Source organism: Streptomyces sp. NPDC001407, from assembly GCF_042895325.1.
Classification (GTDB): Bacteria; Actinomycetota; Actinomycetes; order Streptomycetales; family Streptomycetaceae; genus Streptomyces.
On the sequence record NZ_JBIAWF010000005.1, the window covers coordinates 66353 to 92677 of the forward strand.

Sequence of the window (26325 nt, forward strand, 5' to 3'; positions counted from 1 at the left end):
CGATCAGCTCCGGTTTCCCGCGACGCTCTCGCGGACGGCGCGCAGCGACTCCTTCAGCGACCCCATGGTGGCGAGGACCGCCGTGGGCTCATAGCCGCAGTGGGCCATGCAGTTGTCGCAGCGGGGGTCCTTGCCGCGGCCGTACTTGTCCCAGTCGGTCTTCTCGATCAGCTCCCGGTACGTCGGCACATAGCCGTCGCTCATCAGATAGCAGGGGCGCTGCCAGCCGAAGAGGGAGTAGTTGGGGATGGCCCACGCGGTGCACGGGAAGTCGACCTTGCCCTCCAGGAAGTCCAGGAAGAGCGGGCTGTGGTTGAGCCGCCAACGCGCGCGGTTGCCGCCGGAGAATGCCTTCTTGAAGAGCTCGCGGGTCTGCTCGACCCCCAGGAAGTGGTCCTGGTCGGGAGCCTTCTCGTAGGCATAGGCGGGCGAGAGCATCATCTCGTCGACCTGGAGCTCGTCGTTGAGGAAGTCGAGCACGTCGACGATGGTCTGCGGGGTGTCGGTGTTGAAGAAGGTGGAGTTGGTGGTCACCCGGAAGCCACGCCGCTTGGCCTCCTTGATGGCCTCCACGGCCTCGTCGAAGACGCCTTCCTTCGCAACGGACTCGTCGTGCCGCTCCCGCAGCCCGTCGATGTGCACCGCGAACGCGAAATAGGGGGAGGGCGTGAACTTCTCCATCTTCTTGCGCATCAACAGCGCGTTGGTGCACAGGAAGACGTATTTGCGCTTGGCGACGAGCTGCCGGACGATTTCATCGATCTGAGGGTGCATCAAGGGCTCGCCGCCGGCGATGGACACCATCGGCGCGCCGGACTCCAGCACGGCACCCACGGCCTGGGCAACGGGCATGCGCTGCTTGAGCACGCCCGCGGGGTGCTGGATCTTGCCGCAGCCCTCGCACTTCAAGTTGCACGCGAAGAGCGGTTCGAGTTCCACGATCAGGGGGAACTTCTCCCGCCTGCGGAGCTTCTGTTCAAAAAGGTAGGTTCCCACCCGGATGGACTGACGGAGCGGCATGGCCATCTGGCTCACCTCCTGGGGAGCAGTAAAGAACGGTGCCATTCGATAAATGCGGGAAGGACGGTGCGGAGCACCCGGAAGGCTGATATTCCACCCCGCAACGTCCCGATTCGTACGAGTTCATGTTCTGGAGCGTCCACGACCACCCGGACGGCCGCAACGGGGCGCGGGCCCATCCGCACGGCGCTCCGGAGCGTGGCGGCGGACTCCATGTCCACCGCGATCGCGCCCGCGGCGTGCAGCGCCGAGCGTTCCGCGCCCCTCACGACGTGGTCCGAGCCCACGAGCGGGCCGGTGTGGATGACGCGCTTGGGCACGGCCCGGGCGAGCTCCTTGGCGAGCAGCTCGACGCCGGAGCACTCGGTGCGGCCCTCGCGGTCGTGTGTCTCATCGGCGACGACCAGGTCCCCGGGGTGCATCCCGGGGGCCAGGCCGGCGCAGAATCCGGTGGCGATCACGGCCGCGTCCCGCATGGCCGTGCCGTCACCGAGCGCTTGCGTGACGGCCTGGTCCGCGGCGTGCGGTCCCATGCCGGTGCGCAGGACGGTCACGGGTCCGGCCGCACCGCCGAGGCCGCCGCCGCGCAGGGCGAGGCGCTCGATGCCGAGCGCGCAGGCGATCAGCAGCGGTGCGGACGCAGGACCCGTGCCCGTGGTCATCACGCCTCCCGGCGGTTCGGGGTGAAGGGCTCCCCGTGCACGTAGCGGCCGAGCGCCGTGACGGGGAACACCTGCCGGTAGAGGTGGTAGTTGATGGAGAAGTCCCAGGGGAACCCGGTGCCGGTGAAGTACGGCTCGTCCCAGGTGCCGTCCTCGGTCTGGGTCTCCACCAGATAGGCGATGCCGCGCTCGACGGCCTTGCTCTCCCGCTCCCCCGCAGACAGCAGCGCCATCAGCGCCCACGCCGTCTGCGAGGGGGTGGAGGCGCCGCGGCCGATCCACTCGGGGTCGCGGTAGGAGCGCAGGTCCTCGCCCCAGCCGCCGTCGGCGTTCTGCACGCTCTCCAGCCAGCGCACGGCCCGGCGGACGGCCGGGTGGGAGGCGGGGATGCCCGCGGCGGCCAGGGCGGGCAGCACCGATCCGGTGCCGTAGACGTAGTTGACGCCCCAGCGGCCGAACCAGGCGCCGTTCTCCTCCTGTTCGGCGAGCAGCCACTCGATGCCGCGGCGGGTGCGCGGGTGGTGCTGCTGCCCGAGGACCGCCAGCATCTCCACCACGTGCGCGGTGACGTCCGCGGACGGCGGGTCGACGACCTCGCCGAAGTCGCAGAACGGCAGCCGGTTGGGGAAGGGGCTGGTGTTGTCGGCGTCGAAGGCGCCCCAGGCGCCGTTCTTCGACTGCATCCCGAGGTTCCAGCGGGCGGCCCGCTGGATCGCGGCCTCGACGCGTACGGGGTCGGGGTGCGCGACGCGCTTGAGCGCGAGGACCACCTCGGCGGTGTCGTCGATGTCGGGGTAGTTGTCGTTGTGGAACTCGAACGCCCAGCCGCCCGGGGTGAGTCCGGGCCGTCGCACGACCCAGTCGCCGGGCCGGGTGATCTGCTCGTCCAGCATCCAGTCGACGGCCTTGACGAGCGCCGGGTGGTCGGCAGGCAGCCCGGCGTCGGCCAGGGCGATGGCGGCGAGGCAGGTGTCCCAGACGGGCGACTGACAGGCCTCGATCATCCGCGAGCCGTCCTCCCGCCACACGGCGAAACGGTCCAGCGACTCCAGCCCGGCGCGCAGCACGGGGTGGTCGAGGTCGTAGCCGAGGAGGTGGAGGGCGATGACGGAGTAGACCGCGGGTGGCTGGATGCCGCCCCAGCAGCCGTCGTTCTCCTGCCGCTCGATGATCCACCGGGCGGCCGCGTCCAGCGCGTTGCGGCGCACTCTGCGCAGCGGGAACTTCCGGTACTGGTGCAGCGCCTTGTCCAGGCGCTGGAAGACACCGTCCCAGCTGGCCAGCGGCGCCGGCGGGCGCGGGGGGCTGGGCCGCGCCGGGTCGGTGTGCAGCTCGTCCAGGGCGAACGGCGCGGGCCGTACGGGCCGCTTGGCCGAGACGACGGTCAGCGGCACGATGGTCTGCCGCGCCCAGCAGCCGAAGTCGTAGATGTTGAGCGGTACCCACTTCGGCAGGTACATGATCTCGGGTGGCAGCTCGGGGAGGTCGTCCCACTTCCACCAGCCGAAGAGCGCGAGCCAGATCCGGGTGAAGACGCGGGTGGCCGCCATGCCGCCCTGGGAGCGGATCCACTCGGAGGCGGCGGCCATGTGCGGGGCGTCGGGGGCGTCCCCCGCGAGCCGCAGGGCGACATACGCCTCGACGGTGGCGGAGAGCTCGCCCGGCCCGCCGTGGAAGGTGGCCCAGGTGCCGTCCGGACGCTGCTCGGACCGGATGAAGAGGGCCGCCGCCCGTGTGGTCTTCTCGTCCTGGATTCCCAGGAACTGACGGAGCAACAGGTCCTCGGCGTCCATGGTGACGTTGGTCGCCAGGTCGCCCTTCCACCACCCCTGGTCGTCCTGACGGGCCAGGAGGTGCTCCACGGCCCGGGCCGTGGCCCGCTCGGCGGCCGTCGCGACGGTGGAGTCACCGGCCGGGAGCGGAGGTGTCGCTGTGGTGCTGTCGTTGGCCGCGGCTGCGCGGGGTGCGAGGGCCCCGGTGCTTCCGTCGGTCGTCGCTGTCATGGTTTCCCCTTTTTGCAGTGATCTTTCTTCTCTGCCGTGCTGGGGGCTCCGTCGGCCGACGCTCCGTCAGGGCGTCGGCCGGCGACTGCGATCTGTCAGGTCGGGTAAATGGTGATCATCTCTTTCGTACGACGACGAAGTCGGCGAGCGCGGTGAGCTGCGCCCGGACCTCGGTGGGCATGTCGACCCCGTCGAGCGCCTCGATCGCGGTGGCGTGCTGGCGGCGGGCTTCCTGGGAGGTCCACTCCCGGCCGCCCGCCTCCTCGATCAACGCCGCGCGGCTGGCGAATTCTTCCTCGTCGAAGTCGGCGGACTGGGCGTCGCTGAGCTTGGCGTCAGCGGCGAGGATGTCGGCGAGCCGGGCCGAGGCCGGGCCGCCCGCCGCGAGAGCGGCGACGACCGGGAGCGACTTCTTGCGCTGGCGCAGGTCGCTCCAGGTCTGCTTGCCGGTGGCCTCCGGGTCGCCCCAGATGCCGAGCAGGTCGTCCACGGCCTGGAAGGCGAGGCCGAGGTGGTAGCCGTACGCCTCCAGGGTGTCGGCCGTGCGGTCGTCGGCGCCGCCGAGGACCGCGCCGATGGAGACGGCACAGGCGAGCAGGGCGCCCGTCTTGTTGCCCTCCATCTCCAGGCACTCCTCGACGGTGACCCGCTCGCGGTGCTCGTAGGAGATGTCCTGGGCCTGACCGTCGATCAGCTTGCGGGTGGCGGTGGTCAGCCGCCGGGTGGCGCGGCCCGCCTCGACGGTGCCGAGCTCCAGCAGCACCTCGTTCGCGAGCGCGAACAGTGCGTCACCGACCAGGATGGCCTGCTCGGGGCCGTACACCTTCCACACCGTGTCGCGGTGCCTGCGCTGCTCGTCGCCGTCCATCAGGTCGTCGTGGAGCAGCGAGAAGTTGTGCACGAGCTCCACTGCGACGGCGCCGGGGATGCCCACCTCGGGACGGGCGCCCGCGGCCTCGGCCGAGAGCAGGGCGAGAGCGGGCCGTACGGCCTTGCCGCCGTCGCCGTGCGCCGGCCGGCCTTCGGCGTCGATCCAGCCGAAGTGGTAGGCGGCGACGGTGTCCATGGGCGGCGCGAGCCGGTTCACGGCAGCACGCAGCACCGGCGTGGCAAGCGTCCGTCCGCGCTCCAGCAGGGCGTTGACGCCTGCGGTGTCGACAGCTGGGATCGCCGAAGTCACGGTCTCTCCTCTGGTGGTCGTGCTCGTACGCGCCCCTTCGCGGGGCGGCACGCCTGGATGGCTCGCCTCGTTCATGCCGCCTCCCACAAGGGGTTCCGGCGGGGTAGGCCGAGCTCGGAGAGTGCCGCGCCGGCGGCGCTGACACCGCTGCGCACCGCGCCCTCCATGGTCGCGGGCCAGCCGGTGGCGGTCCACGCACCGGCCAGACAGAGGCCGGGCGCGTTCGTGGGGGCGTGCGGCCGCAGCCGGCCGACGCCCGGGGTGGGGGCGAACGTCGCTGTCCGCTCCCGGGTCACGAAGAAGTCCCGTACGCCGGCGCCGCGTGCCGCGGGCAGCAGCCGCTCCAGCTCGGGAAGATAGCGCTCGCGGAGCTCGGCGACGGGCCGGTCGATGTCGTCGTGCGCGGCCGACTGGGAGACGGCCAGGTACTGGCCGCCGTCGGCGCGGCCGCCGAGTCCGGAGGAGTCCGTGCGGTCGAAGACCCACTGCACCGGCGAGCCGAGCGCCGCGAAGAACGGCTGGCGCAGGACTTTGCGGTCGTATACGACGTGGAGGTTGAGGATCGGCGCGGTGCCGATCTCCAGCAGCCGGTCCGGGTCGTCGAGGGCGCCCTCGGGCAGCAGGCCGTGGGCCTCGCGCTGGGGCACGGCGAGCACGACGGTGCCGGCGGCGAGCCGCTCGGTGCCGCCGGGCCCTGCCTCGATGTCGACGAGCCAGCCGCCGTCCTCGCCCCGGGTGATGGCGGTGGCGCGGGTGCGCAGCTCGGTGCGCACCCCGGCCTTGTCGAGGGCGGTGCGGGCACGGACGTCGTGCAGCTCGCCGAGCGGGACGCGGGCCCAGCCGATGTCGGCGGCGCCCGGCTCGGACAGCAGCCCGGTCTTGAAGACCTTGGCGGCCAGGCCCAGCGAGGACCGGTCGGCGGTGGCGTTGAGCGTGGCGACGCCGACGAGGTCCCACAGGGCCTCGATCGCGCGGTCCGACTGGCCGTGGCGGTGCAGCCAGCTCGCGAAGTCCTCGCCGTCCAGGGCGGGGTCGTCGAGATCGAGGCCGCCGAGGGCCAGCGCGGCGCGCCCGACCTTGGCCCGCTCGGCGAGCGAGAGGTGCGGGTAGGTGGCGAGGCTCGCGGCGAGGTGCAGGGGCACGGGCAGCTGGGCGCGGCGCAGCCGGCCGAGGCGCGGCCGCCCGGAGGGGTGGCCGATGTCCAGCACGGGGACGTCCAGCCGCTGTTGCAGCGGTGCGAGCCCGGCGGCGTCGACGCGGTCGAGGAACCACCGGTAGGCGGTACAGCAGCGCAGATAGACGTGCTGTCCGTTGTCGATCGTCAGTTCACCGCGACGGAAGGAGAAGGCGAGCCCGCCCAGCCGCGGCCGGCCCTCGAGGAGGGTGACCCGCAGCCCGGCGTCGGCGAGTTCGAGCGCGGCGGTGACACCGGCGAGACCGCCGCCGATGACCACCGCGGCCGCGCCTACGGGGCGGCCGTCCTCGTCCGAGCGCTGCCGCTCGGATCTCGTCGTCGTCAGTGGAGACGTGCGTGGAGTCGTCATGCGCCCACCCCCTCGGCTGCTGTCAGTGACGTGTGCGATCGCCGGAGGGTTGCACACCGCCCACCGGTAGGAGTAGGGCGCATCAAGTGCGCCCCCCGGCGGTCCGCCGGTCGACGCTCCGGGCGTCGAGGCCGGACAGGCCGCGCACGGCGACATAGACCTTCTCGCGCCCGGGGAGCGAGACCCGGCCGCGCAGCACCGCCTCGGGGTCCTGGGCGATGCGGTCCAGGAGTCTGCGGTAGATGCCCGACATGGCAGCGACGCAGGCGCCGCTGCGCCGGTCGAGCATGGGCAGCAGCTTGGTGCCCTCGGCGAACAGCGCACGGGCGCGCCGCGCTTCGAAGTGCACCAGGCCGGTGAAGTCCGATCCGGCGGGCGGCCGCACGGAGTGGAAGCCCGCGGAGCAGCCGAACTTGGCGAGGTCGTCGGAGGGCAGATAGGTGCGGCCGTTGGCCGCGTCCTCGCGGACGTCGCGCAGGATGTTGGTCAGCTGAAGCGCGAGCCCGAGCGTGTCGGCGTACTCCGCGGCGCGCGCGGCATCCCGCGCGCCCGGCACGGTGCCGAACACCCCGAGGGAGAGCCGCCCGATGGCGCCCGCGACACAGCGGCAGTACGCCGCGAGGTCGTCCCAGGTCTCGTAGGTCTCCCCGCGCACGTCCATCTGCACGCCGTCGATGAGCTCGTCGAGCCCGTCGAGCGGGATCGGGAAGCGGCGCGCGGCATGGGTGAGCGCGACGGCCACCGGGTCGGTGTCGTCCTCCTCGACCTTGCCCTCCCGGATACGGGCGAGCAGGGCCCGGGTCTCCTCGAGCCGGTGCCGCTTGGATTCCGCGTCCAGTGGGCCGTCGCCGATGTCGTCGACCCGCCGCGAGAAGGCGTACAGCGCGGACATGGCGCGCCGCTTGGCGGTCGGCAGAAGCCTGATGCCGTAGCTGAAGTTACCGGCCTGCTGTCCGGTGACTGCCTCGCAGTAGCTGTACGCGGCGAGTACCGGCGCGGACGCGTCTGGCGATCCGTTCACGGTCCCGCTCACCCCTCTCTTCGCAGTGTCGCTCCCACCTCGCGCAGCAGGCTGAGCTTGGTGGGCTTGGGCGGTCCGGGCAGTACGTCGTATCCCGCGGCGGAAACCGCTCTGAGCGCGGCCCTCCCCCCGCCCACGAACCCCGCGAGCAACAGCTTCAACCTGCCGTGGACGCTACCCACCAGGGGGGTGCCTTCATTCAGCAGTTCCCCGGCGCGTTCCGCCTCGTACGCGACCAGGGTGCGCAACGACGCGCCGCTGGTCGGACGGGCGAGGTCGGCCTCGCCGACGCGGAACCGTTTCATGTCCTCGGCCGGGAGATAGATGCGGTCGCGCCCGAGATCCTCGGCGACGTCCTGCAGGTGTTCGACGATCTGCAGAGCTGTGCAGACCGCGTCCGAGCGGCGGATCCGCTCGGGGCTTGCGGTGCCGGTGATGCCCAGGACCAGGCGGCCGACGGGATTGGCGGACAGCTCGCAGTAGGCGAGCAGGTCCTGGTAGGTGGCGTAGCGGCGGACGCGCTGGTCCTGGCGGTTCGCCTCGATCAGGCCCAGGAAGGGCTCCGGGGTCAGGCCGCACCGGCGGACGGTCGGCCGCAGGCGGAGCAGCAAGGGGTGGCGCGGTCCCGTGCCGGAGCTCTCGAAGACCCGGCGCAGGTCGGCCTCGAGGGCGTCGAGCATGGCGAGGCGGTCGTCGGTCTGCTCGCGGTGGAGGCCGAGCAGTTCGGCGTCGCGGCCGCCGGGGGCGAGATCGCCGTCACCGATGTCGTCCACGAGTCTGGCGAAACCGTAGACGGCCATGAGATCGTCCCGCCAGGCGCGTGGCACGAAGAAGGGCGCCACGGGGAAGTTCTCGTGCGCGGCCTTGTCGAGCACGGCGCGCTCGTGCGCGTCCGTCCCCGCCGTCACCGCGGGCTGCCCGGACCGGGGACGGCGGACACGCCTCGGAGCTGGAGAGTTCCCGTAGCCATTGCCGTCACATCTCCCGTTCTACACTGCCGACCCAGAACATCCCATTTCGGACACGCCGCAGGACAGACCTCCCCCTGCCCCCCTCGACACCTCCTGCTGACCAGCCACGGAGCCGCGCCCCGCGGACGGAGATACACCGGTATCGCCCCGCTTCTCCGCAAATCAGCACGGTACAGCGTACGACGTACAGGTGTCCGACGCGCGCCCGGGTAGGTGCTTGATCCATACAATGCCACGCGGGGAACGAATCAACCCTGTCAATAAGTGAGTTGATCGTTACGGAAAGGTCAAGGCCCCCGCCGAACGCGTCACAGCGGGGGCCTCGGGGGCGCTTTTCGGTCCCGCCGGACTAGCGGGCGGTCTCCTTCTCGTAGGCCCGGACGACTTCCTCCGTGGGCCCGTCCATGAGCAGCTGGCCGTGTTCGAGCCAGAGCACGCGGTCGCAGGTGTCGCGGATGGACCGGTTGTTGTGGCTCACGAGGAAGACGGTGCCGGCGCCCTTGCGCAGCTCGCGGACGCGGGCCTCGGAGCGCTTCTGGAACGACCGGTCGCCGGTGGCCAGCGCCTCGTCGATCATCAGCACGTCGTGGTCCTTGGCCGCCGCGATGGAGAACCGCAGGCGGGCCGCCATGCCGGAGGAGTAGGTGCGCATGGGCAGGGTGATGAAGTCGCCCTTCTCGTTGATGCCCGAGAAGTCGACGATCTCCTGGTAGCGCTCGCGGATCTGCTCGCGGCTCATGCCCATCGCCAGGCCGCCGAGCATCACGTTCTTCTCGCCGGTGAGGTCGTTCATCATGGCCGCGTTGACGCCCAGCAGCGAGGGCTGGCCGTCGGTGTAGACCTTGCCGCGCTCGGTGGGCAGCAGCCCGGCGATCGCCTTCAGGAGGGTCGACTTGCCGGAGCCGTTGGACCCGATCAGGCCGATCGCCTCGCCGCGGTAGGCGGTGAAGCTCACACCCTTGACGGCGTGCACCTCGCGCACGCCGGCGTTCGGCTTGCGCCGGACGAGCCGGTTGAGGGCCGCGGTGGCGCTGCCCCGGCCCGTGTTGCCGCCGTAGACGCGGTAGACGATGTGCACGTCGTCCGCGATCACCGTCGGGACCTGGGAGGTCGACATGGGCGCCTTCGCGGCGCCGTTCTGCTCAGCCACGGCCGTACTGCTCCTCAGCCTTCCAGAAGAACACGAAGCCCCCGAGGCCGATCAGCAGCGACCAGCCGACGGCCAGCGCCCACACGTGCGGCGGCAGGTCGATGTGCTTGTGCGCGGCGTGGCCGCTGATCAGGGAGGAACGCATCAGGTTGATGAAGACGGCCGCCGGGTTCGCGCTCAGCACGTCGATGAGCCACCCCGGGGAGTGCTGCTTCTTCAGCGCCTCGACCAGGTTGTACATCACGCCGGACGCGTACATCCACGTACGCAGGATGAACGGCAGCAGCTGCGCCAGGTCGGGGGTCTTGCTGCCCGCACGGGCCAGGATCATCGCCAGGCCGGTGTTGAAGACGAACTGGAGCACCAGCACCGGGACGATCAGCAGCCAGGACAGCTGCGGCGTGTGCCCGAACCCGAGCAGGAAGAGGAAGAGCACCACCATCGAGAACATCAGCTGCTGGAGCTGCTGGAGCGCGAAGGAGACGGGCAGCGCCGCCCGGGGGAAGTGCAGGGCCCGCACCAGCCCCAGATTGCCGGAGATCGACCGGACGCCCGACATCGCCGAGCTCTGGGTGAAGGTGAAGACGAAGATGCCCGTCACCAGGAACGGGATGTACGTCTTGATGCCCATGCCCTTGCTCTGGCCCATCAGCAGGCCGAAGATCAGGAAGTACACCGTGGCGTTCAGCAGCGGCGTCGCCACCTGCCACACCTGACCCAGCTTGGCCTGGCTGTACTGAGCGGTCAGCTTGGCGCGGGAGAAGGCGACGATGAAGTGCCGTCGGTCCCACAGCTGCCGCGCGTACTCCACCAGCCCGGGCCGGGCACCGCTCACCGCGAGGCCGTACTTCTGGGCCAGCTCGGCGGCGGAGAGTCCGTCGTCGGGTGATGGCGGGGCACTCATGGCGACCGCACTGTCGTGCGTTGTCTCGCTCACAGTTGACACTTTCGTCCTCAAGGTGCGCTCCCGGGGCCGGGCCCCGGTTCGCGCCCGATGCTCATCGACAAGAGCTTGTCAGATCACGGGAGGGCGACCCAGTCGGGTCAGGCGCCACACGGTACGCCACTTCATGGGACGCCGTGGACCGCACGGCGTCGACCAGCCCTCCCGGAAGCCGCCGAACCACGCGCGCAGCGCCGGCAGCGAGGGCCGCCGCGCCAGGGTCAGCAGCAGCCACACCCCGACGTAGACCGGGACGAGGGGCGCGGGCAGATTGCGGCGCGCCAGCCACACCCGGTTGCGGGCGACCATCCGGTGGTAGACCGCGTGCCGGCTCGGGGCCGTCGTCGGGTGGTGCAGGACCATGTCCGCGCGGTAGTCGATCATCCAGCCCGCGTCCAGGGCCCGCCAGGCGAGGTCGGTCTCCTCGTGCGCGTAGAAGAAGTCGTCGGGCAGCCCGCCGACCTCGGCGAAGACCCGGGTACGGGCGGCGTTGGCGCCGCCGAGGAAGGTCGTCACCCGCGAGGACCGCAGGGGGTCCGAGGCGCGCAGCCGGGGCACGTGGCGGCGCTGGGTGACCCCGGTGTCGGGGTCGGCGATGCGGAAGCTGATGATGCCCAGCCGCGGGTCCTCGGTGAACGCCCGCCGGCACAGCTCGGCGGTGTCCTGGCCCGGCAGCAGTCCGTCGTCGTCCAGGAAGAGCAGCACGTCGACGTCGCGCCCGGCGGGGCCGAACGCCTCGATGCCGACGTTGCGGCCGACCGGGATGCCGACGTTCTCGGACAGCTCCACCGTGCGCACGGTGAGTCCGGGCACGGCGAGCGGGGGCAGCGGGGAGCCGTTGCCGACGACGACGACCTCGATCGGGTCGCCGTCCTGCTTGGCCACGGACTCCAGCAGCGCGCGCAGCTCGGCGGGGCGGTTGCCCATGGTGAGGACGACCGCGCCGACCTTCAGCGAGGGGGCACTCATTTGAGCCTGCTCGAAGCGAGGATGGACACGAGGTGCAGCACAGTCTGCAGGACGGCGACGGCCGCGAGCAGGACGACCGCGATCCGGGTGAACAGCAGGTCGTGGTGGACGAAGTCCGCGATGCCGGCCACCAGGATCACCAGCGACGCCTCGACGCCGCCGACGAGCCGGTGGAACTTCAGCGCGGCCGCGGCCTTGCGGGCCAGCGCCATGCCCGACGAGCGGGGCGTGGCCGCGGAGTCCTGCACGGCCGGCATGCCGCTGCGGGCGCGGGCCACGTCGACCAGGTCCGTCTCGGCCTTGATCAGGATCGCGCCGAGCGCGGCCACCGTGCCGAGGAACGCCCACTGCCACTGGGTGGCGGCGCCGTCCTTGTGGAAGACGTCCGCCGCGCGGACGCCGAAACCCACCAGAAGAGCGGCCTCGGAGAGGTAGTGCCCCACCCGGTCGAGGTAGACGCCGGTCGTCGAGGTGACCTTGCGCCAGCGCGCGAGCTCGCCGTCGACGCAGTCCAGCAGCAGGTACAGCTGGATGAGCAGCATGCCCAGGATCGCGCCGGTGAGGCCGGGCACCAGCAGGGCCGCGCCCGCCGCCACGCCGGCGAGGATCATCAGGCCGGTGTACTGGTTGGGCGTGAGCCTGCTGTTGAGCAGCACCCGGGTGCAGCGCAGCGAGACCTCGCGCATGTACAGGCGCCCGGCCCAGTGCTCACCGCTGCGCCGGTCCTTGAGGCCGCCGGGGTGAACGACCGGACGGAGTTCAGCTAGTGACGGTTTTGGCATAGTCGGCGTAAGCGTCCCTGATCTGGTCGGTGGAGAGGTCGAGGTGCTCCAGGATCGTGTAGCGCCCGGGGCGGGTCCGCGGGGCGTACTCGACCGCCTTGACGAACTCCTCGGTGCTGAAGCCGATCTCCTGCGGCAGCACCGGCAGCCCGTGGCGGCGCAGCACCTCGACCATCAGCGCGGACTCCGCGCGGGCTCCGCGCAGGTACATCGCGAAGGCGGCGCCGAGGCCGCACTGCTCGCCGTGGCTGGCGGCCCGCTTAGGGTAGAGCAGGTCGAAGGCGTGGTTGATCTCGTGGCAGGCGCCCGAGGCGGGGCGGCTGTCACCGGCCACCGACATCGAGATGCCGGTGAGGACCAGGCCCTCGGCGAGCACCTGGAGGAAGCCGTCGTCGCCGACGCCGCCGGGGTGGCGCAGCACGGCCTCGCCGGCCTGCCGGGCCATGGCGGCGGCCAGGCCGTCGATCGACTCGCCCGTCTCGCGGTGGGAGAGCTCCCAGTCCGCTACGGAGGAGATGTTGGAGATCGCGTCGCCGATGCCGGAGCGGACGAACCGGGCCGGGGCCTCGCGGATGACGTCGAGGTCGATGACCACGGCGATGGGGTTGGGCACCCCGTAGGAGCCGCGGCCCGCGTCGTTGTCGAGGGTGGCGACCGGCGAGCAGAGGCCGTCGTGCGACAGGTTGGTCGCGACGGCCACCAGCGGCAGGCCGACCCGCGCGGCGGCGTACTTCGCGCAGTCGATGATCTTGCCGCCGCCGAGGCCCACGACCGCGTCGTAGTGCCCCTTCTTCATGGCGTCGCCGAGCTTGATCGCGTCGTCCAGCGTGCCGCCGCCGACCTCGTACCAGGTGGCGCCGGGCAGCGCCGGGGCGAGCCGCTCGCGCAGCACCGCCCCGGAGCCGCCGCTGATGGCGATGGCCAGCTTGCCGGAGCTGGAGATCCGCTGGTCGGCGAGCACGCCGGCCAGGTCGTCCAGCGCTCCGGCGCGGATGTCGACGACGACCGGCGAGGGGATGAGCCTCGTCAGTACTGGCACGCGATCCCCCGGCCCTTGGCGAGGTCGTCGTGGTTGTCGATCTCGACCCACTTGACGTCGCCGATGGGCGCCACGTCGATCTTGAAGCCGCGGTTGACGAGCTCCTGGTAGCCGTCCTCGTAGTAGAGGTCGGGGTCGCGCTCGAAGGTGACCTTGAGGGCGTCGGCCAGGTCGGCGGCGGCCTCGCCCTCGATGAGGGTGACGCCGATGTACTCGCCGGTCGCCTCCGCCGGGTCCATCAGCTTGGTGATGCGCTGGACGCCCTTGTCGGGGTCCACGACGACCTTCATCTCCTCGTCGGCGAGCTGCTTCACCGTGTCGAGGGCGAGGATGATCTTCTGGCCGTTGCCGCGGGCGGCGAGCAGGGTCTTCTCGACGGAGACCGGGTGCACGGTGTCACCGTTGGCGAGGATCACGCCGTCCTTGAGGGCGTCCCGGCCGCACCACAGGGAGTAGGCGTTGTTCCACTCCTCGGCCTTGTCGTTGTCGATCAGGGTGAGGCTCAGGCCGTACTTGGCCTCCAGGGCCTCCTTGCGGGCGTACACGGCCTCCTTGCGGTAGCCCACGATGATCGCGACCTCGGTCAGACCGATCTCGGCGAAGTTGGCCAGGGTGAGGTCGAGGATGGTGGTGTCGCCATCGACGGGCACCAGGGCCTTGGGCAGAGTGTCGGTGTAGGGACGCAGACGCCGTCCGGCGCCGGCGGCCAGCACGAGGCCGATCATGCGGGTTCTCCTGATTCGTCGTGTACTGCGGGCGCCCCGGAGGACACCCAGAAGCGGATGCTCTCGATGAGCACCGTGAGCGCGATGGCGGCCGCGAGGACCGTCAGCGCGATCGTGAAACCTTGGTCGTGCCACAGGGCGGCGGCGATCGAGACCGCCAGGATCCGTCCCTCGTGCCCGCCGATCGCCCGCACCAGCCAGTGCGGGGGCGCCCCGGTGCCACCGCGGATGCGGTACACCGTGTCGTAGTGATGGTAGGCGACCGCGGCCACCAGGCCGAAAGCCGCGGGCAGGGCGCCGGGGACGCCGGAGGTGGCGGCCAGCGCGAGGATCATGCCGTATTCCGCGGCCCGGAAGACCGGCGGTACGAGCCAGTCGAGGGGGCCCTTGAGCGGGTGGGCGACGGCCACCCCGGCGAGGATCGCGTAGACGACGGCCTGCGGCACGGCCCGCCAGGTGCCCACGGTGTGCGCGACGAGCGGCCAGACGAAGAGCGCGGCGGTCCCGAGCAGCGCCCAGTAGGGGGCGCTGTAGGTGCCCGCGGCCATCGTCCGGCCGAGCGTGCGGCTCGCGAGCTGGGCGAGGGGGCCGGAGTCGGCGAGGTCGGCGAGCGCCCGCGCGGCGCGGTCGGTGCGGCGGGCCTTGCGGGTCAGGGAGCGCAGCACGCGGCCGGCGGTGGTGTAGCAGGCGGCCAGCGCGCAGCCGATGAGCAGGGCGTAGAAGACGACGCGGGGCGTGGTGAGGGCGGTGAGGACCGCGATCATCGCCCAGCGCTCGCCGATGGGCAGCACGATCATGCGGCGGGCCCAGACCGTCCAGCCGACGCTGTCGAGCCGGTCGGAGAGGGCGGCGGTGGGGCTGGTGTTGGCCGCGGCGTCGTGGTTGGCCTCGTTGAAGGAGAAGTCGACGACGTGGCGGCAGGTCTGGAGGACCATCGCGCCCAGCGCGAGCGCCCAGACCTCGTCGGTGCCGCCGCCGCGGGCCGCGCCGACGGCGAGGCCCGCGTAATAGGCGTATTCCTTGGCGCGGTCGAAGGTCGCGTCGAGCCAGGCGCCGAGCGTGGAGTACTGCAGGGAGTAGCGGGCGAGCTGCCCGTCGGTGCAGTCCAGGACGAAGGAGAAGAGGAGCAGCACGCCCGCGGCGACGAAGCCGGGCCGGGTGCCGGTGGCCGCGCAGCCGGCCGCGATCAGCGCGGTGAGCAGCGAGGCGGTGGTGACCTGGTTGGGGGTCAGGCCGCGGCGGGCGCACCAGCGCGCGAGGTAGCGGGAGTAGGGGCTGATGAAGAAGGTGGTGAAGAAGCCGTCGCGGGACTTCACTGCGGAGCGCAGGCGTACGGCCTCGTCGTCGACGGCCCGGACGTCGGCCTCGGCCTTGGCCCGGATGTCGGCGTCGGCCGGCACGGTGGCGACCAGGACGCCGAGGTCGGGGCGGTGCGGGGCGACGCCCTCGGCTTCCAGCCGGTGGGCGAGGGCGTCGGGCAGCGCGGCCTCGGGGCCGTCGGCCGGCAGGGCCGTTCCGGTGGCCGCCCGGGTCAGGGCGGCGCGGGCCTCGGGCCGCACGGTCAGCGCGCCCTCCACCGCGGCGGCGGGGAAGCGGGGGTCGGTGAGCGCCAGGCGCAGGGCGTGGACGTGGCCCACGAAGCGCGCGTCGACGAGCGCGACCCGCTCGTCCGCGGGGACGGCGGCGAGCTCGGTGGTGACGGCGGCGGCGTCAGCGGCCACGCGTACGCCGAAGCCCAGGGACCGCAGGTCGTCCTCGAGGGAGGAGCCGACGGGCGGCGAACCGGTGACGATGGCGGTCGACAGACGAACTCACTCCTTGGAAGCGGATGCGGCCGCCTCGGTCCGCGGGGCGTCCGGGCAGCGGGCGTGGCACGCGCCGGTCCTGCGGGGCGGGCGGCGTGCGGGCACGTCGGCAGAGGCTATCGGATCAACGGAAGGCGCCGTTCACCGCACGTGCGCCGGGGCTTCCCGACACTGACTGGACGCTCGGGCCGCCTGTGGGGTTCCGGGGGCGTGCGGGAGGGGGCACAGCGGGGGCGGACAGAGGTGAAGGGAACAGGACCCTTACGTCGGCTGGATTAGGGTGCCGACATGACATGGCTGATCACAGGTGGAGCCGGGTACATCGGGGCGCACGTGGCACGGGCGATGGTGGACGCCGGGGAGCGCGTCGCCGTGCTGGACGACCTGTCCACGGGCGTGGCCGGGCGGCTGCCCGCCCAGTGCGCGCTGGTGCGCGGCTCCGTCCTGGACCGTGAGCTCCTGGACCGTACGTTCGCCGAGCTGGATGTCACCGGTGTGGTGCACCTCGCGGCGAAGAAGCAGGTCGGGGAGTCGGTGGAGAAGCCGCTGCTGTATTACCGGGAGAACGTGCACGGCCTGACGGTCCTTCTGGAGGCCGTGGTCGCGGCGGGCGTGGGCAGCTTCGTCTTCTCCTCCTCCGCCGCCGTCTACGGCATGCCGGACGTGGATCTCGTCACGGAGGAGACGCCGTGCCTGCCGATGAACCCATACGGCGAGACCAAGCTCGCCGGTGAGTGGCTGGTGCGTGCCACCGGGGCCGCGCACGGGCTGTCCACGGCGTGCCTGCGCTATTTCAACGTGGCGGGCGCGGCCGTGCCGGAGCTCGCCGACACCGGGGTCTACAACATCATCCCGATGATGTTCGACCGGCTCACGCGGGGCGAGAGCCCGCGCGTCTTCGGTGACGACTACGACACCCCTGATGGCACCTGTGTGCGTGACTACATCCACATCGAGGACCTGGCCACCGCCCACCTGGCGGCCGCCCGGCGGCTCGCGGAGCGGCCGGGCACGGGCGACCTCACACTGAACGTGGGCACGGGCCGCGGTGTGTCCGTCCGGGAGATGGCGGACCTGATCGCCGAGGTGACCGGCCGCTCGGAGCCCGCGCCCGTCGTCGAGCCGCGTCGTCCGGGTGATCCGGCGCGTGTCGTCGCCTCGAACGAACTGATCGCGAAGGAGCTCGGCTGGAGCCCGGTGCACGGGGTGCGGAGCATGGTCGCCTCGGCCTGGGAGGGCTGGTGCCACCACCACCCGCGGGCTCGCTCGTAGGCGGTCGCCGCAGGTCGCGCCCATAGCCGTCACCGTAGGCATCGCCGCAGGTCAGGGCACATGACAACGGTGTTCAGTGCCGCGTTGCCCGATACCCCCCACCCGTAGTTCACTGGGTGCTCGGCCGGCGTCCGCCGGCCGTGCGGGCATCGTTATCAAAGGCGGCTTCCATGGGCGCAGGGCACGATCACGGCCATTCGCACGGCCCTCCGCCGGGGACGAGCGGCACGGCCGCCGCGGCCTACCGGGGCCGGCTGCGGATCGCGCTGGGCATCACGCTGACGGTGCTCGTCGCGGAGATCGTCGGCAGTGCGCTGACGGGTTCGCTGGCGCTGCTCGCGGACGCCGGGCACATGGCGACCGACGCCGTCGGGGTGGGCATGGCGCTGGTGGCGATCCACTTCGCCAACCGTCCGCCGGGCGGCCGCCGCACCTACGGCTACGCCCGTGCGGAGATCCTGGCCGCGCTGCTGAACTGTCTGCTGCTGCTGGGCGTGGGCGGCTTCATCCTCTTCGAGGCGATCAAGCGGCTGGCCAGCCCCACCGAGGTGCCCGGCGGCACGACCGTGGTTTTCGGTCTGGTCGGCGTGGTGGCCAATCTGATCTCGCTGGCCCTGCTGATGCGCGGCCAGAAGGAGAGCCTCAATGTGCGCGGGGCGTTCCTGGAGGTCCTCTCGGACGCCCTGGGCTCCCTGGCCGTGGTGATCTCCGCCCTGGTGATCATGGCCACGGGCTGGACGCAGGCGGACCCCGTCGCCTCCCTGCTGATCGGCCTAATGATCGTGCCGCGCACGCTCAAGCTGCTGCGGGAGGCGCTGGACGTCCTGCTGGAGGCGGCCCCCAAGAACGTCGACATGGCCGAGATCCGGTCACACATCATGGCGCTGCCCGGAGTGGTGGACCTGCACGACCTGCATGTGTGGACGATCACATCCGGAATGCCGGTGCTGTCGGCGCACGTGGTCGTCGACCACGCGACGCTGGACTCGGCCGGGCACGAGAAAATGCTCCACGACCTGCAGGGCTGTCTCGGCGAGCACTTCGACGTCGAGCACTGCACCTTCCAGCTGGAGCCCGGTGGCCACGCGGAGCACGAGGCGAGACTCTGTCATTGACGCCACGGCGGCGTACGGCAGACTTGAGGGCCGAAGACCGACTACGAGGATGGTCAATGCCGATCACACCTGCCAAGGGCCTGTCCGCCGACGACTCGGCGGTTCCCACCTCCGACGGCGCAGCTGAACCGATCATGCTGGAACTGGTCGACGAGTCCGGCAGAACCATCGGCACCGCCGAGAAGCTCTCCGCGCACATCGCCCCCGGGCGGCTGCACCGCGCCTTCTCGGTCTTCCTCTTCGACGAGCAGGGGCGGCTGCTGCTCCAGCGCCGGGCGCTGGGGAAGTACCACTCCCCCGGTGTCTGGTCCAACACCTGCTGCGGCCACCCCTATCCGGACGAGCCGCCGTTCGTCGCCGCGGCCCGCCGCACGGGCGAGGAGCTGGGCGTCGCCCCCTCGCTGCTGCGCGAGGCCGGCACCGTGCGCTACAACCACCCCGACCCGGCGTCGGGCCTGGTGGAGCAGGAGTTCAACCACCTCTTCGTGGGCACCGTGAGCGCGGCGCCGCACCCGGATCCGGAGGAGGTCGAGGAGACGGCCTTCGTGACCCCGGCCGAGCTCGACGAGCTGCGGGAGAAGTTCACCTTCTCGGCGTGGTTCATGGATGTGCTGGACACCGCGCGCCCGGTGGTGCGCGAGATCACCGGGGACGCAGCGGGCTGGTAGCCGGCGTGCCGAGCGGCAGGGCGGCCCAGACCACCTTGCCGCCGCTCGCGGTGTGCTCGACGTCGCACAGGCCGCCGGCCTCGTCCGAGATGGTCTTGACGAGCAGCAGGCCCCGGCCGCCGATGCGGTCGTCGTCCGCCTCCAGGGGCTTGGGCCGGTACGGGTGGTCGTCCTCGACGGCCACCCGTACCCAGTGCGGGCCGATGGAGACCTCCACGGCGACCTCCGGCGAGAGCAGCGCGGCGTGCTGCACGGCGTTGGTGACGAGCTCGGAGACGATCAGCAGCAGGCCGTGCAGGAGGTCGTCGCGCAGCGGCACCCGCTGACGGCCCAGCAGGTCGCGGACGGCGTGTCTGGCCCGGGGCACGGAGGAGTCCTGTGCGGGAGCGGTGAACCGCCAGGCACCGTCGAACTCGATCGGCCTGCGCGGCGGCGGGGCCTGTCCCGGTTCGGGCGGAACGCTCCCGAGGATCTCCATGTCCGATACCAACCCCTCACCGTGGTCGACCGCACATCGAGTGTTGGGAACGTAAGGGTCCGCACCGGCATTCTGAGCACAAGTCGGCGCCTATCGACGGGATTTGATCGCGCGCGTATGCCAGGGTCACTGACGCGACTGTTCCTGGCCACCCTGGTCGTTGTTCGCTGAACGATCCGGAGCACCTTCTTCCGAGGCCGCCTACGTGACCAGGCCGACGACCCGGCGGCCCCCGACCCCGAGGGCGATCAGGCCGAGCCCGTCGAAGAGCAGGGCGAGGGAGAAGAAGGTGCCGATCACATAGCGGCTGCTGTGCGGCCAGTCACCCAGCACCAGGATGCCCAGCAGCAGCCCGAAGGCACCCTGCAGGAGCGTCCAGCCCATCTGCGGCCCGCGCACCACCAGGCTGCCCACCAGCCGGAAGACACCACCGGTCAGGAAGAGCAGCGCGGCGAACATCGTCAGGCCCTCGGCGGCGACCTCGGGCAGCCGGATCACCACCACGCCCGCGGCGATGTTCAGCGCGGCGACCACCACGCCGAGCCAGAAGAAGCTGCTGCCCCGCGACTGGACGGCGTGCACCAGGCCGACGAGCCCGCCGATCAGCAGCAGCCAGCCGAAGAGAAGCATGGTGGTGAGGGTCGCGAAACCCGCGTAGGCCAGCCCCACCAGCCCGGCGAGCACCAGGATCCCGCCCAGCAGCGCCAGCACCCCGAACTCGCGGCTGAGCCGGTGGCCCGGCGACCGCGCCCGTCTCGTGCCCCTGGACATGAGCGCCTCCTCGTAGCGCCCCCTTTTTTTTGATCATAGGGCGGATCATGGAATCGCGCCCCGGATAGCATCCGGACCATGGAGCCCGCACTGCATCTGGACATCGCCGACGCCACCGCGACCGTCCGTATCGCCAACCCCGCCAAGCGGAACGCCATGACGACCGGCATGTGGCGGGCCCTGCCCGGCCTGCTGGAGCGCTGCGCGGCCGACCCGGCGGTACGCGTCCTGGTGCTCACCGGCGAGGGCGACACCTTCTGCGCGGGCGCCGACATCTCCTCGCTCACCGACGGCGGCGAGGGCTCCCGCGAGCTGGCCGTCGCGGCCGAGGAGGCGCTCGCCGCCTTCCCCAAGCCGACGCTCGCGGCGGTGCGCGGCTACTGCGTGGGCGGCGGCGTCCAGCTCGCGGCCGCCTGCGACCTGCGCTTCGCGGCGGAGGGTGCGTCCTTCGGCGTGACCCCGGCGCGGCTGGGCATCGTCTACGCGGCGTCGTCCACCCGGCGGCTGGCCGAGCTGGTGGGCCCGTCGGCCGCCAAGTACCTGCTGTTCTCCGCCGAGTTGATCGACACGGAACGGGCGCTGCGCACCGGGCTCGTGGACGAGGTGTGGCCGGCGGACGCGCTCGGCAAGCGGGTGGCGGAGTTCGCGCGGGTGCTGGCGTCGCGGTCGCTGCTCACGCAGGTGGCGGCGAAGGAGTTCACCGCCGCCGGAGGGGACGCGCGGTGGGAGCACTGGATGCGGGAGGCCCGCGGCAGCGGTGAGGCGGCGGAGGGGGCGGCGGCGTTCCTGGAGCGGCGGGCCCCGCGGTTCGCCTGGCGGGTGCCGGGCACGGCCTGACGGCCGCCTGGCGGGTGCCCCGGACGCGGCCTGCCGGCCGGGGAGGGCCGGACCCCCGTCCCGGTCCTCCCCGGCCGTCGTGTCCGGCCCCGCGCCCCGGTCAGATCCCCCGGGCCCGCCACTCCGCGACGAGGTCCGCGGGCGCCTTCTCCGGCGAGCCCGCGTCGTACGGCGGCTGGGGGTCGTACTCGACGAGGAGCTGGATCGCCTGGGCCGCGCGGTCGCCCGCGATCCGGCCGGCGAGCGTGAGTCCCATGTCGATGCCGGAGGAGACGCCCGCGGCGGTCACGTACTTGCCGTCGGTGACGACCCGTTCGCCGGTGGACTCGACGCCGTACGACGCCAGTTCCGCAAGGCGCAGCCAGTGCGAGGTGGCCCGGCGGCCGGTCAGCAGTCCGGCGGCGGCGAGGATCAGGGAGCCGGTGCACACGGACGTGGTCCAGGCCGTGGTGCGGTCGACGGCCCGCAGCCACTCCCGCACGGCCTCGGACCCCTGCGGCCCGCTCGTGTCGGGTGCGCCGGGCACCACGACGATGTCGGGGCGCGTGACCTCGGCGAGCGAGGCGTCGGCGACCATGGCGAGTCTGCCGCTGTCGTTGCGCAGCGTGCCGGGGTTCTCGGCGACGAAGACGGTCTCCGCCCCGGGGAGGTTGCCGAGCACCTCGAACGGGCCGACGGCGTCGAGCGCGGTGAAGCCGGGGTAGAGCAGGATGGCGATCTGCACGATCGTCCTTTCGTACGCGGTACCGGGCCGGTTCAGGCCGGGGTGAGCGGGCGGAAGCGGCGCCGGTATTCGGCCGGGGACGCTCCCAGGGCCCGGACGAAGGCGCGGCGCATCGCCTCGGGCGTGCCGTAGCCGCACGCGCGCGCGACGGACTCGACGCCGTCGGCGGTGTCCTCGAGGAGTCTGCGCGCGGCTTCCAGCCGGACCCGGTCGACGTAGCGGCCGGGCGTCATGCCGACCTCGCTGTGGAAGGCGCGGGCGAAGTGACGGGGCGACAGGCCGGCGCGGTCGGCGAGCGCGTCGACGGAGAGGTCGGCCTCCAGGTTCTCCACCACCCAGTGCTGGATGTCGCGCAGCGGCGCCCGCCGGGCGGCCTGGACGGCCAGCTGGGCGCTGAACTGTGTCTGGTTGCCCGGGCGGCGCAGGAAGACGACGAGCCTGCGGGCGACGGCGAGCGCCGGCTCCCGGCCCAGGTCCTCCTCCACGAGGGCCAGCGCGAGGTCGATGCCCGCGGTGACGCCGGCGGCGGTGGCGATGTTCCCGTCGCGTACGTAGATGGGTTCGGGCTCCACGCGGATCGCGGGGTACCGCTCGGCGAGGTCCGCGCAGTGGGCCCAGTGGGTCGTCACGCGCCGTCCGTCGAGGAGCCCGGCCGCGGCGAGCAGGAACGCGCCTGTGCACACCGACACGATCCGTTCGGCGCGCGGGGCCGTCTCGCGCAGCCAGTCGACGAGCCGCGGGTCGGGGGCGCGGGTGCCGGTTCCGCCCGGGACGACGAGGGTGTGCGGGGCCTCCGCGTCGTGGAGGGCCATGTCGGGCATCAGCCGCAGGCCACTGCTGGTGCGGACCGGCTCGCCGTCGACGGTGGCGGTACGGAGCTCGTAGAGATCCGGGTCGCCGGCCACGAAGCACGCGCGGTCGAACACTTCGAGGGGGCCCGTGACGTCGAGGCTCTGCACCTCCTCGAAGAGGGGGAAGAGCACGGTGCGGCGAGGAGTCATGCGCACCATGCTCGCCCGGGCCCGGCGCGTCCGCAATGACGAAGATCCCACCTTTCCTGCCATCTCCTGCCACCGGCGCTGATCGTCCCCGGGCCTTCCCGCCGTACCGACCAGTCGGTAACGTGCGGGCATGACCACTTCCCAGCGCCTGCCCGAGGGCGCCGCGCGCCGCTGTCACCACGTCGTGAACCCCCTCCACTCCCTCGTCTACTTCTCCCCGGACACCCACCGGGAGTTCACGGCACTGGGCGTCGAGGACCGCCCGTCCGTCAACCTGGCGGCGCGCAGTGCCGCGTTCGGGCGGGTGGGCGCGGGCGTGGTGGCCGCCGCGTTCTACAACTACAAGTACGAGCTCGTGGCCCGGCACATCCCGGCCGTCTGGGACACCGTGACGCCCGAGGACGCGCTCGTCGCCCGGCTGCGCGCCGCCGACGCGACCCTGCGCCGCCTCCTCGGCGACGATGCCGTCGCCTCCCCGGAGATGGCCGAGGCCGCCCGCCTCGCGCTGCGCGCGACCGAGGGCTGCACGCGGGGCGGCCGCCCGCTGTACGCCGCCCACGCGGACCTGCCGGTGCCGGACGCGCCGCACCTCGTCCTCTGGTACGCCGCGACGCTGCTGCGCGAGCACCGCGGTGACGGCCATGTGATGGCGCTCGTCCAGGCCGGACTCGACCCGGTGGAGGCCCTCGTCAGCCACGGCGCGACCGGCCGCGGCATGACCCGCAAGTGGCTGCTGGCCACGCGCGGCTGGAGCGAGGAGGAGCTGGACGCGGGCCTGGACCGGCTGCGGCAGCGCGGACTCCTCGACGCCGAGGGCGAGTTGACGGACGCCGGCATCACGCTGCGCGAGGAGCTGGAGAACACCACGGACCGCCTGGACGCGGCCCCCTACGAGCACCTGGGCGCGGCCGGCACCGAGCGCCTCACCGAGCTGGCGACCGCCTTCACCACGACGGCGTTCACCGCGGGCGGCTTCCCCGCGGACCTGCTCGGCAAGGGCTGAGCACCCGGGGCCGCGAGGCTCGCGCGGGCGTTGTCGGTGGCACCTGCCACAATGCAGATCGCAGCTCGAGGAGAAAGCGGAGCGTGATCGTGACGGCAGCGGGTGCGTCGACCGAGGACAGGATCGCAGGCAGGATCGCCGAGGAGCTCGGCGTCCGGGAGCGGCAGGTGAAGGCCGCCGTCGACTTGCTCGACGGCGGCTCGACCGTGCCCTTCATCGCCCGCTACCGCAAGGAAGCGACCGAGATGCTCGACGACGCGCAGCTGCGCGCCCTCGAGGAGCGGCTGCGCTATCTGCGGGAGCTGGAGGACCGCCGCACGGCGGTCCTGGACTCCGTGCGCGCGCAGGGCAAGCTGGACGCGGCACTGGAGGCACAGATCCTCACCGCCGACTCCAAGGCCCGGCTGGAGGACATCTATCTGCCCTTCAAGCCCAAGCGGCGCACCAAGGCGCAGATCGCCCGGGAGGCCGGTCTCGAGCCGCTGGCCGACGGGCTGCTGGGCGACCCGGGCGTCGAACCGCTCGCCGCGGCGGCCGCCTTCGTCTCCGCCGAGCGCGGTGTCGCGGACGCCGCGGCCGCGCTGGAGGGCGCCCGCGCCATCCTCACCGAGCGCTTCAGCGAGGACGCCGACCTGATCGGCGAGCTGCGCGAGCGCATGTGGACGCGCGGGCGCGTCGTGGCGAAGGTGCGGGCGGGCAAGGAGGAGGCGGGCGCGAAGTTCGCCGACTACTTCGACTTCGCCGAGCCCTTCACCGCGCTGCCCTCGCACCGGGTGCTGGCCATGCTGCGGGGCGAGAAGGAGGAGGTCCTCGACCTCGCCCTGGAGCCGGAGGAGCCGTCGGCCGCCGAGGGCCCCACGGCGTACGAGCAGGCCATCGCCCAGCGGTTCGGCATCGCCCAGCGGGGCCGCCCGGCCGACAAGTGGCTGGCCGACACCGTGCGCTGGGCCTGGCGCACCCGCGTCCTCGTCCACCTCGGCATCGACCTGCGGCTGCGGCTGCGCCAGGCCGCCGAGGACGAGGCAGTCCGGGTCTTCGCCGCGAACCTCCGCGACCTGCTGCTCGCCGCCCCGGCGGGCACCCGCGCCACGATGGGCCTCGACCCCGGTTTCCGTACGGGCGTGAAGGTCGCCGTCGTGGACGCGACCGGCAAGGTCGCCGCGACGGAGACGATCTACCCGCACGTGCCGCAGCAGAAGTGGGACGCGTCGCTGGCCACCCTCGCCCGGCTCGCGCGCGAGCACGGCGTGGAGCTGATCGCGATCGGCAACGGCACGGCGTCGCGCGAGACCGACAAGCTCGCGGCCGACCTGATCGCGCGCCACCCGGAGCTTGGCCTGACCAAGGTGATGGTCTCGGAGGCGGGCGCCTCGGTGTACTCCGCGTCCGCGTTCGCCTCGCAGGAGCTGCCGGAGCTCGACGTGTCGCTGCGCGGCGCGGTCTCCATCGCACGCCGGCTCCAGGACCCGCTCGCCGAGCTGGTGAAGATCGACCCCAAGTCCATCGGTGTCGGGCAGTACCAGCACGACCTGTCCGAGGTGAAGCTCTCCCGCTCGCTCGACGCGGTCGTGGAGGACTGTGTGAACGGCGTCGGCGTCGACGTGAACACCGCGTCCGCGCCGCTGCTCGCCCGGGTCTCCGGCATCAGCTCGGGCCTCGCGGAGAACATCGTGGCCCACCGCGACGCCAACGGCCCCTTCCGGTCCCGCAAGGGCCTCAAGGACGTTGCCAGGCTCGGCCCGAAGGCGTACGAGCAGTGCGCGGGCTTCCTGCGGATCCGGGGCGGCGACGACCCGCTCGACGCGTCCAGCGTGCACCCCGAGGCGTATCCCGTGGTGCGGGCGATGGTGAAGTCCACGGGCGGCGAGGTCGCCGCGCTCATCGGCAACACGAGCGTGCTGCGCTCGCTGCGCCCGGAGAGCTTCGTCGACGAATCCTTCGGCCTGCCGACGGTCACCGACATCCTGCGGGAGCTGGAGAAGCCGGGGCGCGACCCGCGCCCGGCGTTCCGGACGGCGACGTTCAAGGACGGCGTCGAGAAGCTCGGCGACCTCGTGCCGGGCATGATCCTCGAAGGCGTCGTCACCAATGTGGCGGCCTTCGGCGCCTTCGTGGACATCGGTGTGCACCAGGACGGCCTCGTGCACGTCTCCGCGATGTCGAAGAACTTCGTGAAGGACCCGCGGGACGTCGTCAAGCCCGGTGACATCGTGCGGGTGAAGGTCATGGACGTCGACATCCCGCGCAAGCGGGTGTCGCTGACGCTGCGGCTGGAGGACGAGACTGCTCCCGCGGAGGGGTCTGCGCCGCGGAAGGGGGCGCGCGGTGGGGCGCCCCGGCAGCGGCGGGGTGAGGGGGCGCCGCGGGGGCCGCGCGAAGTGCGGCAGGCGGCGCCGGGGAATGATGCGATGGCGGATGCGTTGCGGCGGGCCGGGCTCTTGGATCCGAAGCGACGCTGACGCGGGTCCGCTGCGCGGCGCTTGTTCCCCGATCGACGCCTGCGGCGGGCTTTGTTCCCCTACCCCGCCCCTTCCCGGCTGCATCTGATGTGCGGCTCCGCCGCGTGCGGGGCTCGTGCCCCAGGCTCCCGGCTGCGGGTGCGTTGCCGCCTGCGGCGGGCTTGTTCCCCAGCCCCGCCCCTT

The 26325-nt window shown here is 72.2% G+C and carries 24 protein-coding genes; 6 read left to right on the forward strand and 18 right to left on the reverse strand.

All coding sequences use genetic code 11. The features are described 5' to 3' along the window. Positions 1 to 3: 3 nt before the first annotated feature. The 14 genes from hpnH to ACFY1P_RS09635 all read right to left on the reverse strand — a co-directional run bounded on the left by hpnH (position 4) and on the right by ACFY1P_RS09635 (position 15814). Positions 4 to 1026, reverse strand: a complete 1023-nt coding sequence (gene hpnH / locus ACFY1P_RS09570; RefSeq protein WP_361527169.1) for an adenosyl-hopene transferase HpnH — start codon at positions 1024 to 1026, stop codon at positions 4 to 6. A gap of 5 nt (positions 1027 to 1031) precedes the next feature. Further along, positions 1032 to 1682, reverse strand: a complete 651-nt coding sequence (locus tag ACFY1P_RS09575; protein WP_361527171.1) for a 1-hydroxy-2-methyl-2-butenyl 4-diphosphate reductase — start codon at positions 1680 to 1682, stop codon at positions 1032 to 1034. Beyond that, positions 1682 to 3685, reverse strand: coding sequence for a squalene--hopene cyclase (shc, locus tag ACFY1P_RS09580; protein WP_390750320.1), 2004 nt, complete (start codon positions 3683 to 3685; stop codon positions 1682 to 1684). The genes ACFY1P_RS09575 and shc overlap by 1 nt, the downstream gene beginning before the upstream one ends. 115 nt (positions 3686 to 3800) lie before the next feature. Beyond that, entirely contained in the window at positions 3801 to 4865 is a 1065-nt protein-coding gene (locus ACFY1P_RS09585; protein WP_361527175.1) for a polyprenyl synthetase family protein, read from the reverse strand. Positions 4866 to 4936: 71 nt separating this feature from the next. Next, a complete protein-coding gene (hpnE, locus tag ACFY1P_RS09590; RefSeq protein ID WP_361527177.1) occupies positions 4937 to 6409 on the reverse strand; it encodes a hydroxysqualene dehydroxylase HpnE in 1473 nt (490 codons plus the stop codon). 82 nt (positions 6410 to 6491) lie between these two features. Beyond that, the gene (hpnD, locus tag ACFY1P_RS09595; RefSeq protein WP_390750321.1) at positions 6492 to 7442 is read right to left on the reverse strand and encodes a presqualene diphosphate synthase HpnD; all 951 of its coding nucleotides are present in this window, start codon (positions 7440 to 7442) and stop codon (positions 6492 to 6494) included. Next, entirely contained in the window at positions 7439 to 8305 is an 867-nt protein-coding gene (hpnC, locus tag ACFY1P_RS09600) for a squalene synthase HpnC (protein ID WP_361527209.1), read from the reverse strand. Before hpnC ends, hpnD begins: the two co-directional genes overlap by 4 nt. A 445-nt stretch (positions 8306 to 8750) precedes the next feature. Next, entirely contained in the window at positions 8751 to 9518 is a 768-nt protein-coding gene (locus tag ACFY1P_RS09605; protein ID WP_361527211.1) for an ABC transporter ATP-binding protein, read from the reverse strand. Positions 9519 to 9543: 25 nt separating this feature from the next. After that, a complete protein-coding gene (locus tag ACFY1P_RS09610; RefSeq protein WP_390750322.1) occupies positions 9544 to 10488 on the reverse strand; it encodes an ABC transporter permease in 945 nt (314 codons plus the stop codon). A gap of 78 nt (positions 10489 to 10566) precedes the next feature. Continuing rightward, the gene (locus tag ACFY1P_RS09615; RefSeq protein WP_390750323.1) at positions 10567 to 11463 is read right to left on the reverse strand and encodes a glycosyltransferase family 2 protein; all 897 of its coding nucleotides are present in this window, start codon (positions 11461 to 11463) and stop codon (positions 10567 to 10569) included. Next, positions 11460 to 12245: a CDP-alcohol phosphatidyltransferase family protein gene (locus tag ACFY1P_RS09620; RefSeq protein ID WP_390750324.1), complete on the reverse strand. Its 786-nt coding sequence runs from the start codon at positions 12243 to 12245 to the stop codon at positions 11460 to 11462. Before ACFY1P_RS09620 ends, ACFY1P_RS09615 begins: the two co-directional genes overlap by 4 nt. Next, a complete protein-coding gene (locus ACFY1P_RS09625) occupies positions 12223 to 13284 on the reverse strand; it encodes an iron-containing alcohol dehydrogenase family protein (protein ID WP_116214710.1) in 1062 nt (353 codons plus the stop codon). Before ACFY1P_RS09625 ends, ACFY1P_RS09620 begins: the two co-directional genes overlap by 23 nt. Further along, entirely contained in the window at positions 13272 to 14009 is a 738-nt protein-coding gene (locus tag ACFY1P_RS09630) for a phosphocholine cytidylyltransferase family protein (protein ID WP_361527187.1), read from the reverse strand. Before ACFY1P_RS09630 ends, ACFY1P_RS09625 begins: the two co-directional genes overlap by 13 nt. Further along, entirely contained in the window at positions 14006 to 15814 is a 1809-nt protein-coding gene (locus ACFY1P_RS09635; protein ID WP_361527213.1) for a DUF5941 domain-containing protein, read from the reverse strand. Before ACFY1P_RS09635 ends, ACFY1P_RS09630 begins: the two co-directional genes overlap by 4 nt. Positions 15815 to 16102: 288 nt before the next feature. On the opposite strand from ACFY1P_RS09635, the gene galE reads away from it, so the two are divergent. The 3 genes from galE to idi all read left to right on the forward strand — a co-directional run bounded on the left by galE (position 16103) and on the right by idi (position 18869). Further along, positions 16103 to 17086: a UDP-glucose 4-epimerase GalE gene (galE, locus tag ACFY1P_RS09640; RefSeq protein ID WP_390750325.1), complete on the forward strand. Its 984-nt coding sequence runs from the start codon at positions 16103 to 16105 to the stop codon at positions 17084 to 17086. A 170-nt stretch (positions 17087 to 17256) separates the two neighbouring features. Then, positions 17257 to 18201 (forward strand): cation diffusion facilitator family transporter, encoded by a 945-nt coding sequence (locus ACFY1P_RS09645; RefSeq protein ID WP_390750326.1) that lies wholly within the window; start codon positions 17257 to 17259, stop codon positions 18199 to 18201. A gap of 56 nt (positions 18202 to 18257) precedes the next feature. After that, the gene (idi, locus tag ACFY1P_RS09650; protein ID WP_361527193.1) at positions 18258 to 18869 is read left to right on the forward strand and encodes an isopentenyl-diphosphate Delta-isomerase; all 612 of its coding nucleotides are present in this window, start codon (positions 18258 to 18260) and stop codon (positions 18867 to 18869) included. Here the strand turns inward: idi and ACFY1P_RS09655 are convergent. Together ACFY1P_RS09655 and ACFY1P_RS09660 are read right to left on the reverse strand one after the other, a co-directional pair. Further along, positions 18844 to 19347, reverse strand: a complete 504-nt coding sequence (locus ACFY1P_RS09655) for an ATP-binding protein (protein WP_361527195.1) — start codon at positions 19345 to 19347, stop codon at positions 18844 to 18846. The two genes, idi and ACFY1P_RS09655, sit on opposite strands and share 26 nt — an antisense overlap. A 201-nt stretch (positions 19348 to 19548) precedes the next feature. Further along, positions 19549 to 20118 (reverse strand): DUF308 domain-containing protein, encoded by a 570-nt coding sequence (locus tag ACFY1P_RS09660; protein ID WP_361527197.1) that lies wholly within the window; start codon positions 20116 to 20118, stop codon positions 19549 to 19551. A gap of 78 nt (positions 20119 to 20196) precedes the next feature. On the opposite strand from ACFY1P_RS09660, the gene ACFY1P_RS09665 reads away from it, so the two are divergent. Then, a complete protein-coding gene (locus tag ACFY1P_RS09665) occupies positions 20197 to 20955 on the forward strand; it encodes an enoyl-CoA hydratase/isomerase family protein (RefSeq protein WP_390750327.1) in 759 nt (252 codons plus the stop codon). Between the two features lie 100 nt (positions 20956 to 21055). On the opposite strand, the gene ACFY1P_RS09670 is transcribed toward ACFY1P_RS09665, so the two are convergent. Together ACFY1P_RS09670 and ACFY1P_RS09675 are read right to left on the reverse strand one after the other, a co-directional pair. Further along, positions 21056 to 21679 (reverse strand): DJ-1/PfpI family protein, encoded by a 624-nt coding sequence (locus tag ACFY1P_RS09670; protein ID WP_361527201.1) that lies wholly within the window; start codon positions 21677 to 21679, stop codon positions 21056 to 21058. Between the two features lie 32 nt (positions 21680 to 21711). After that, complete coding sequence (locus ACFY1P_RS09675) at positions 21712 to 22680, reverse strand: GlxA family transcriptional regulator (protein WP_390750328.1); 969 nt, start codon at positions 22678 to 22680, stop codon at positions 21712 to 21714. 130 nt (positions 22681 to 22810) lie between these two features. On the opposite strand from ACFY1P_RS09675, the gene ACFY1P_RS09680 reads away from it, so the two are divergent. Next, complete coding sequence (locus ACFY1P_RS09680; protein ID WP_390750329.1) at positions 22811 to 23683, forward strand: hypothetical protein; 873 nt, start codon at positions 22811 to 22813, stop codon at positions 23681 to 23683. A gap of 83 nt (positions 23684 to 23766) precedes the next feature. Then, positions 23767 to 26142 (forward strand): Tex family protein, encoded by a 2376-nt coding sequence (locus ACFY1P_RS09685; protein WP_361527207.1) that lies wholly within the window; start codon positions 23767 to 23769, stop codon positions 26140 to 26142. Positions 26143 to 26325 lie beyond the last annotated feature (183 nt).

What these genes read in the sequence shown, in the direction of transcription:
- hpnH (WP_361527169.1), bottom strand. Translation starts at nt 1,026, where the DNA reads ATGGCCATGCCGCTCCGTCAGTCCATCCGGGTGGGAACCTACCTTTTT.
- ACFY1P_RS09575 (WP_361527171.1), bottom strand. Translation starts at nt 1,682, where the DNA reads ATGACCACGGGCACGGGTCCTGCGTCCGCACCGCTGCTGATCGCCTGC.
- shc (WP_390750320.1), bottom strand. Translation starts at nt 3,685, where the DNA reads ATGACAGCGACGACCGACGGAAGCACCGGGGCCCTCGCACCCCGCGCA.
- hpnE (WP_361527177.1), bottom strand. Translation starts at nt 6,409, where the DNA reads ATGACGACTCCACGCACGTCTCCACTGACGACGACGAGATCCGAGCGG.
- ACFY1P_RS09605 (WP_361527211.1), bottom strand. Translation starts at nt 9,518, where the DNA reads ATGTCGACCTCCCAGGTCCCGACGGTGATCGCGGACGACGTGCACATC.
- ACFY1P_RS09615 (WP_390750323.1), bottom strand. Translation starts at nt 11,463, where the DNA reads ATGAGTGCCCCCTCGCTGAAGGTCGGCGCGGTCGTCCTCACCATGGGC.
- ACFY1P_RS09620 (WP_390750324.1), bottom strand. Translation starts at nt 12,245, where the DNA reads ATGCCAAAACCGTCACTAGCTGAACTCCGTCCGGTCGTTCACCCCGGC.
- ACFY1P_RS09630 (WP_361527187.1), bottom strand. Translation starts at nt 14,009, where the DNA reads ATGATCGGCCTCGTGCTGGCCGCCGGCGCCGGACGGCGTCTGCGTCCC.
- galE (WP_390750325.1), top strand. Translation starts at nt 16,103, where the DNA reads ATGACATGGCTGATCACAGGTGGAGCCGGGTACATCGGGGCGCACGTG.
- ACFY1P_RS09645 (WP_390750326.1), top strand. Translation starts at nt 17,257, where the DNA reads ATGGGCGCAGGGCACGATCACGGCCATTCGCACGGCCCTCCGCCGGGG.
- idi (WP_361527193.1), top strand. Translation starts at nt 18,258, where the DNA reads ATGCCGATCACACCTGCCAAGGGCCTGTCCGCCGACGACTCGGCGGTT.
- ACFY1P_RS09655 (WP_361527195.1), bottom strand. Translation starts at nt 19,347, where the DNA reads ATGGAGATCCTCGGGAGCGTTCCGCCCGAACCGGGACAGGCCCCGCCG.
- ACFY1P_RS09660 (WP_361527197.1), bottom strand. Translation starts at nt 20,118, where the DNA reads ATGTCCAGGGGCACGAGACGGGCGCGGTCGCCGGGCCACCGGCTCAGC.
- ACFY1P_RS09665 (WP_390750327.1), top strand. Translation starts at nt 20,197, where the DNA reads ATGGAGCCCGCACTGCATCTGGACATCGCCGACGCCACCGCGACCGTC.
- ACFY1P_RS09675 (WP_390750328.1), bottom strand. Translation starts at nt 22,680, where the DNA reads ATGACTCCTCGCCGCACCGTGCTCTTCCCCCTCTTCGAGGAGGTGCAG.
- ACFY1P_RS09680 (WP_390750329.1), top strand. Translation starts at nt 22,811, where the DNA reads ATGACCACTTCCCAGCGCCTGCCCGAGGGCGCCGCGCGCCGCTGTCAC.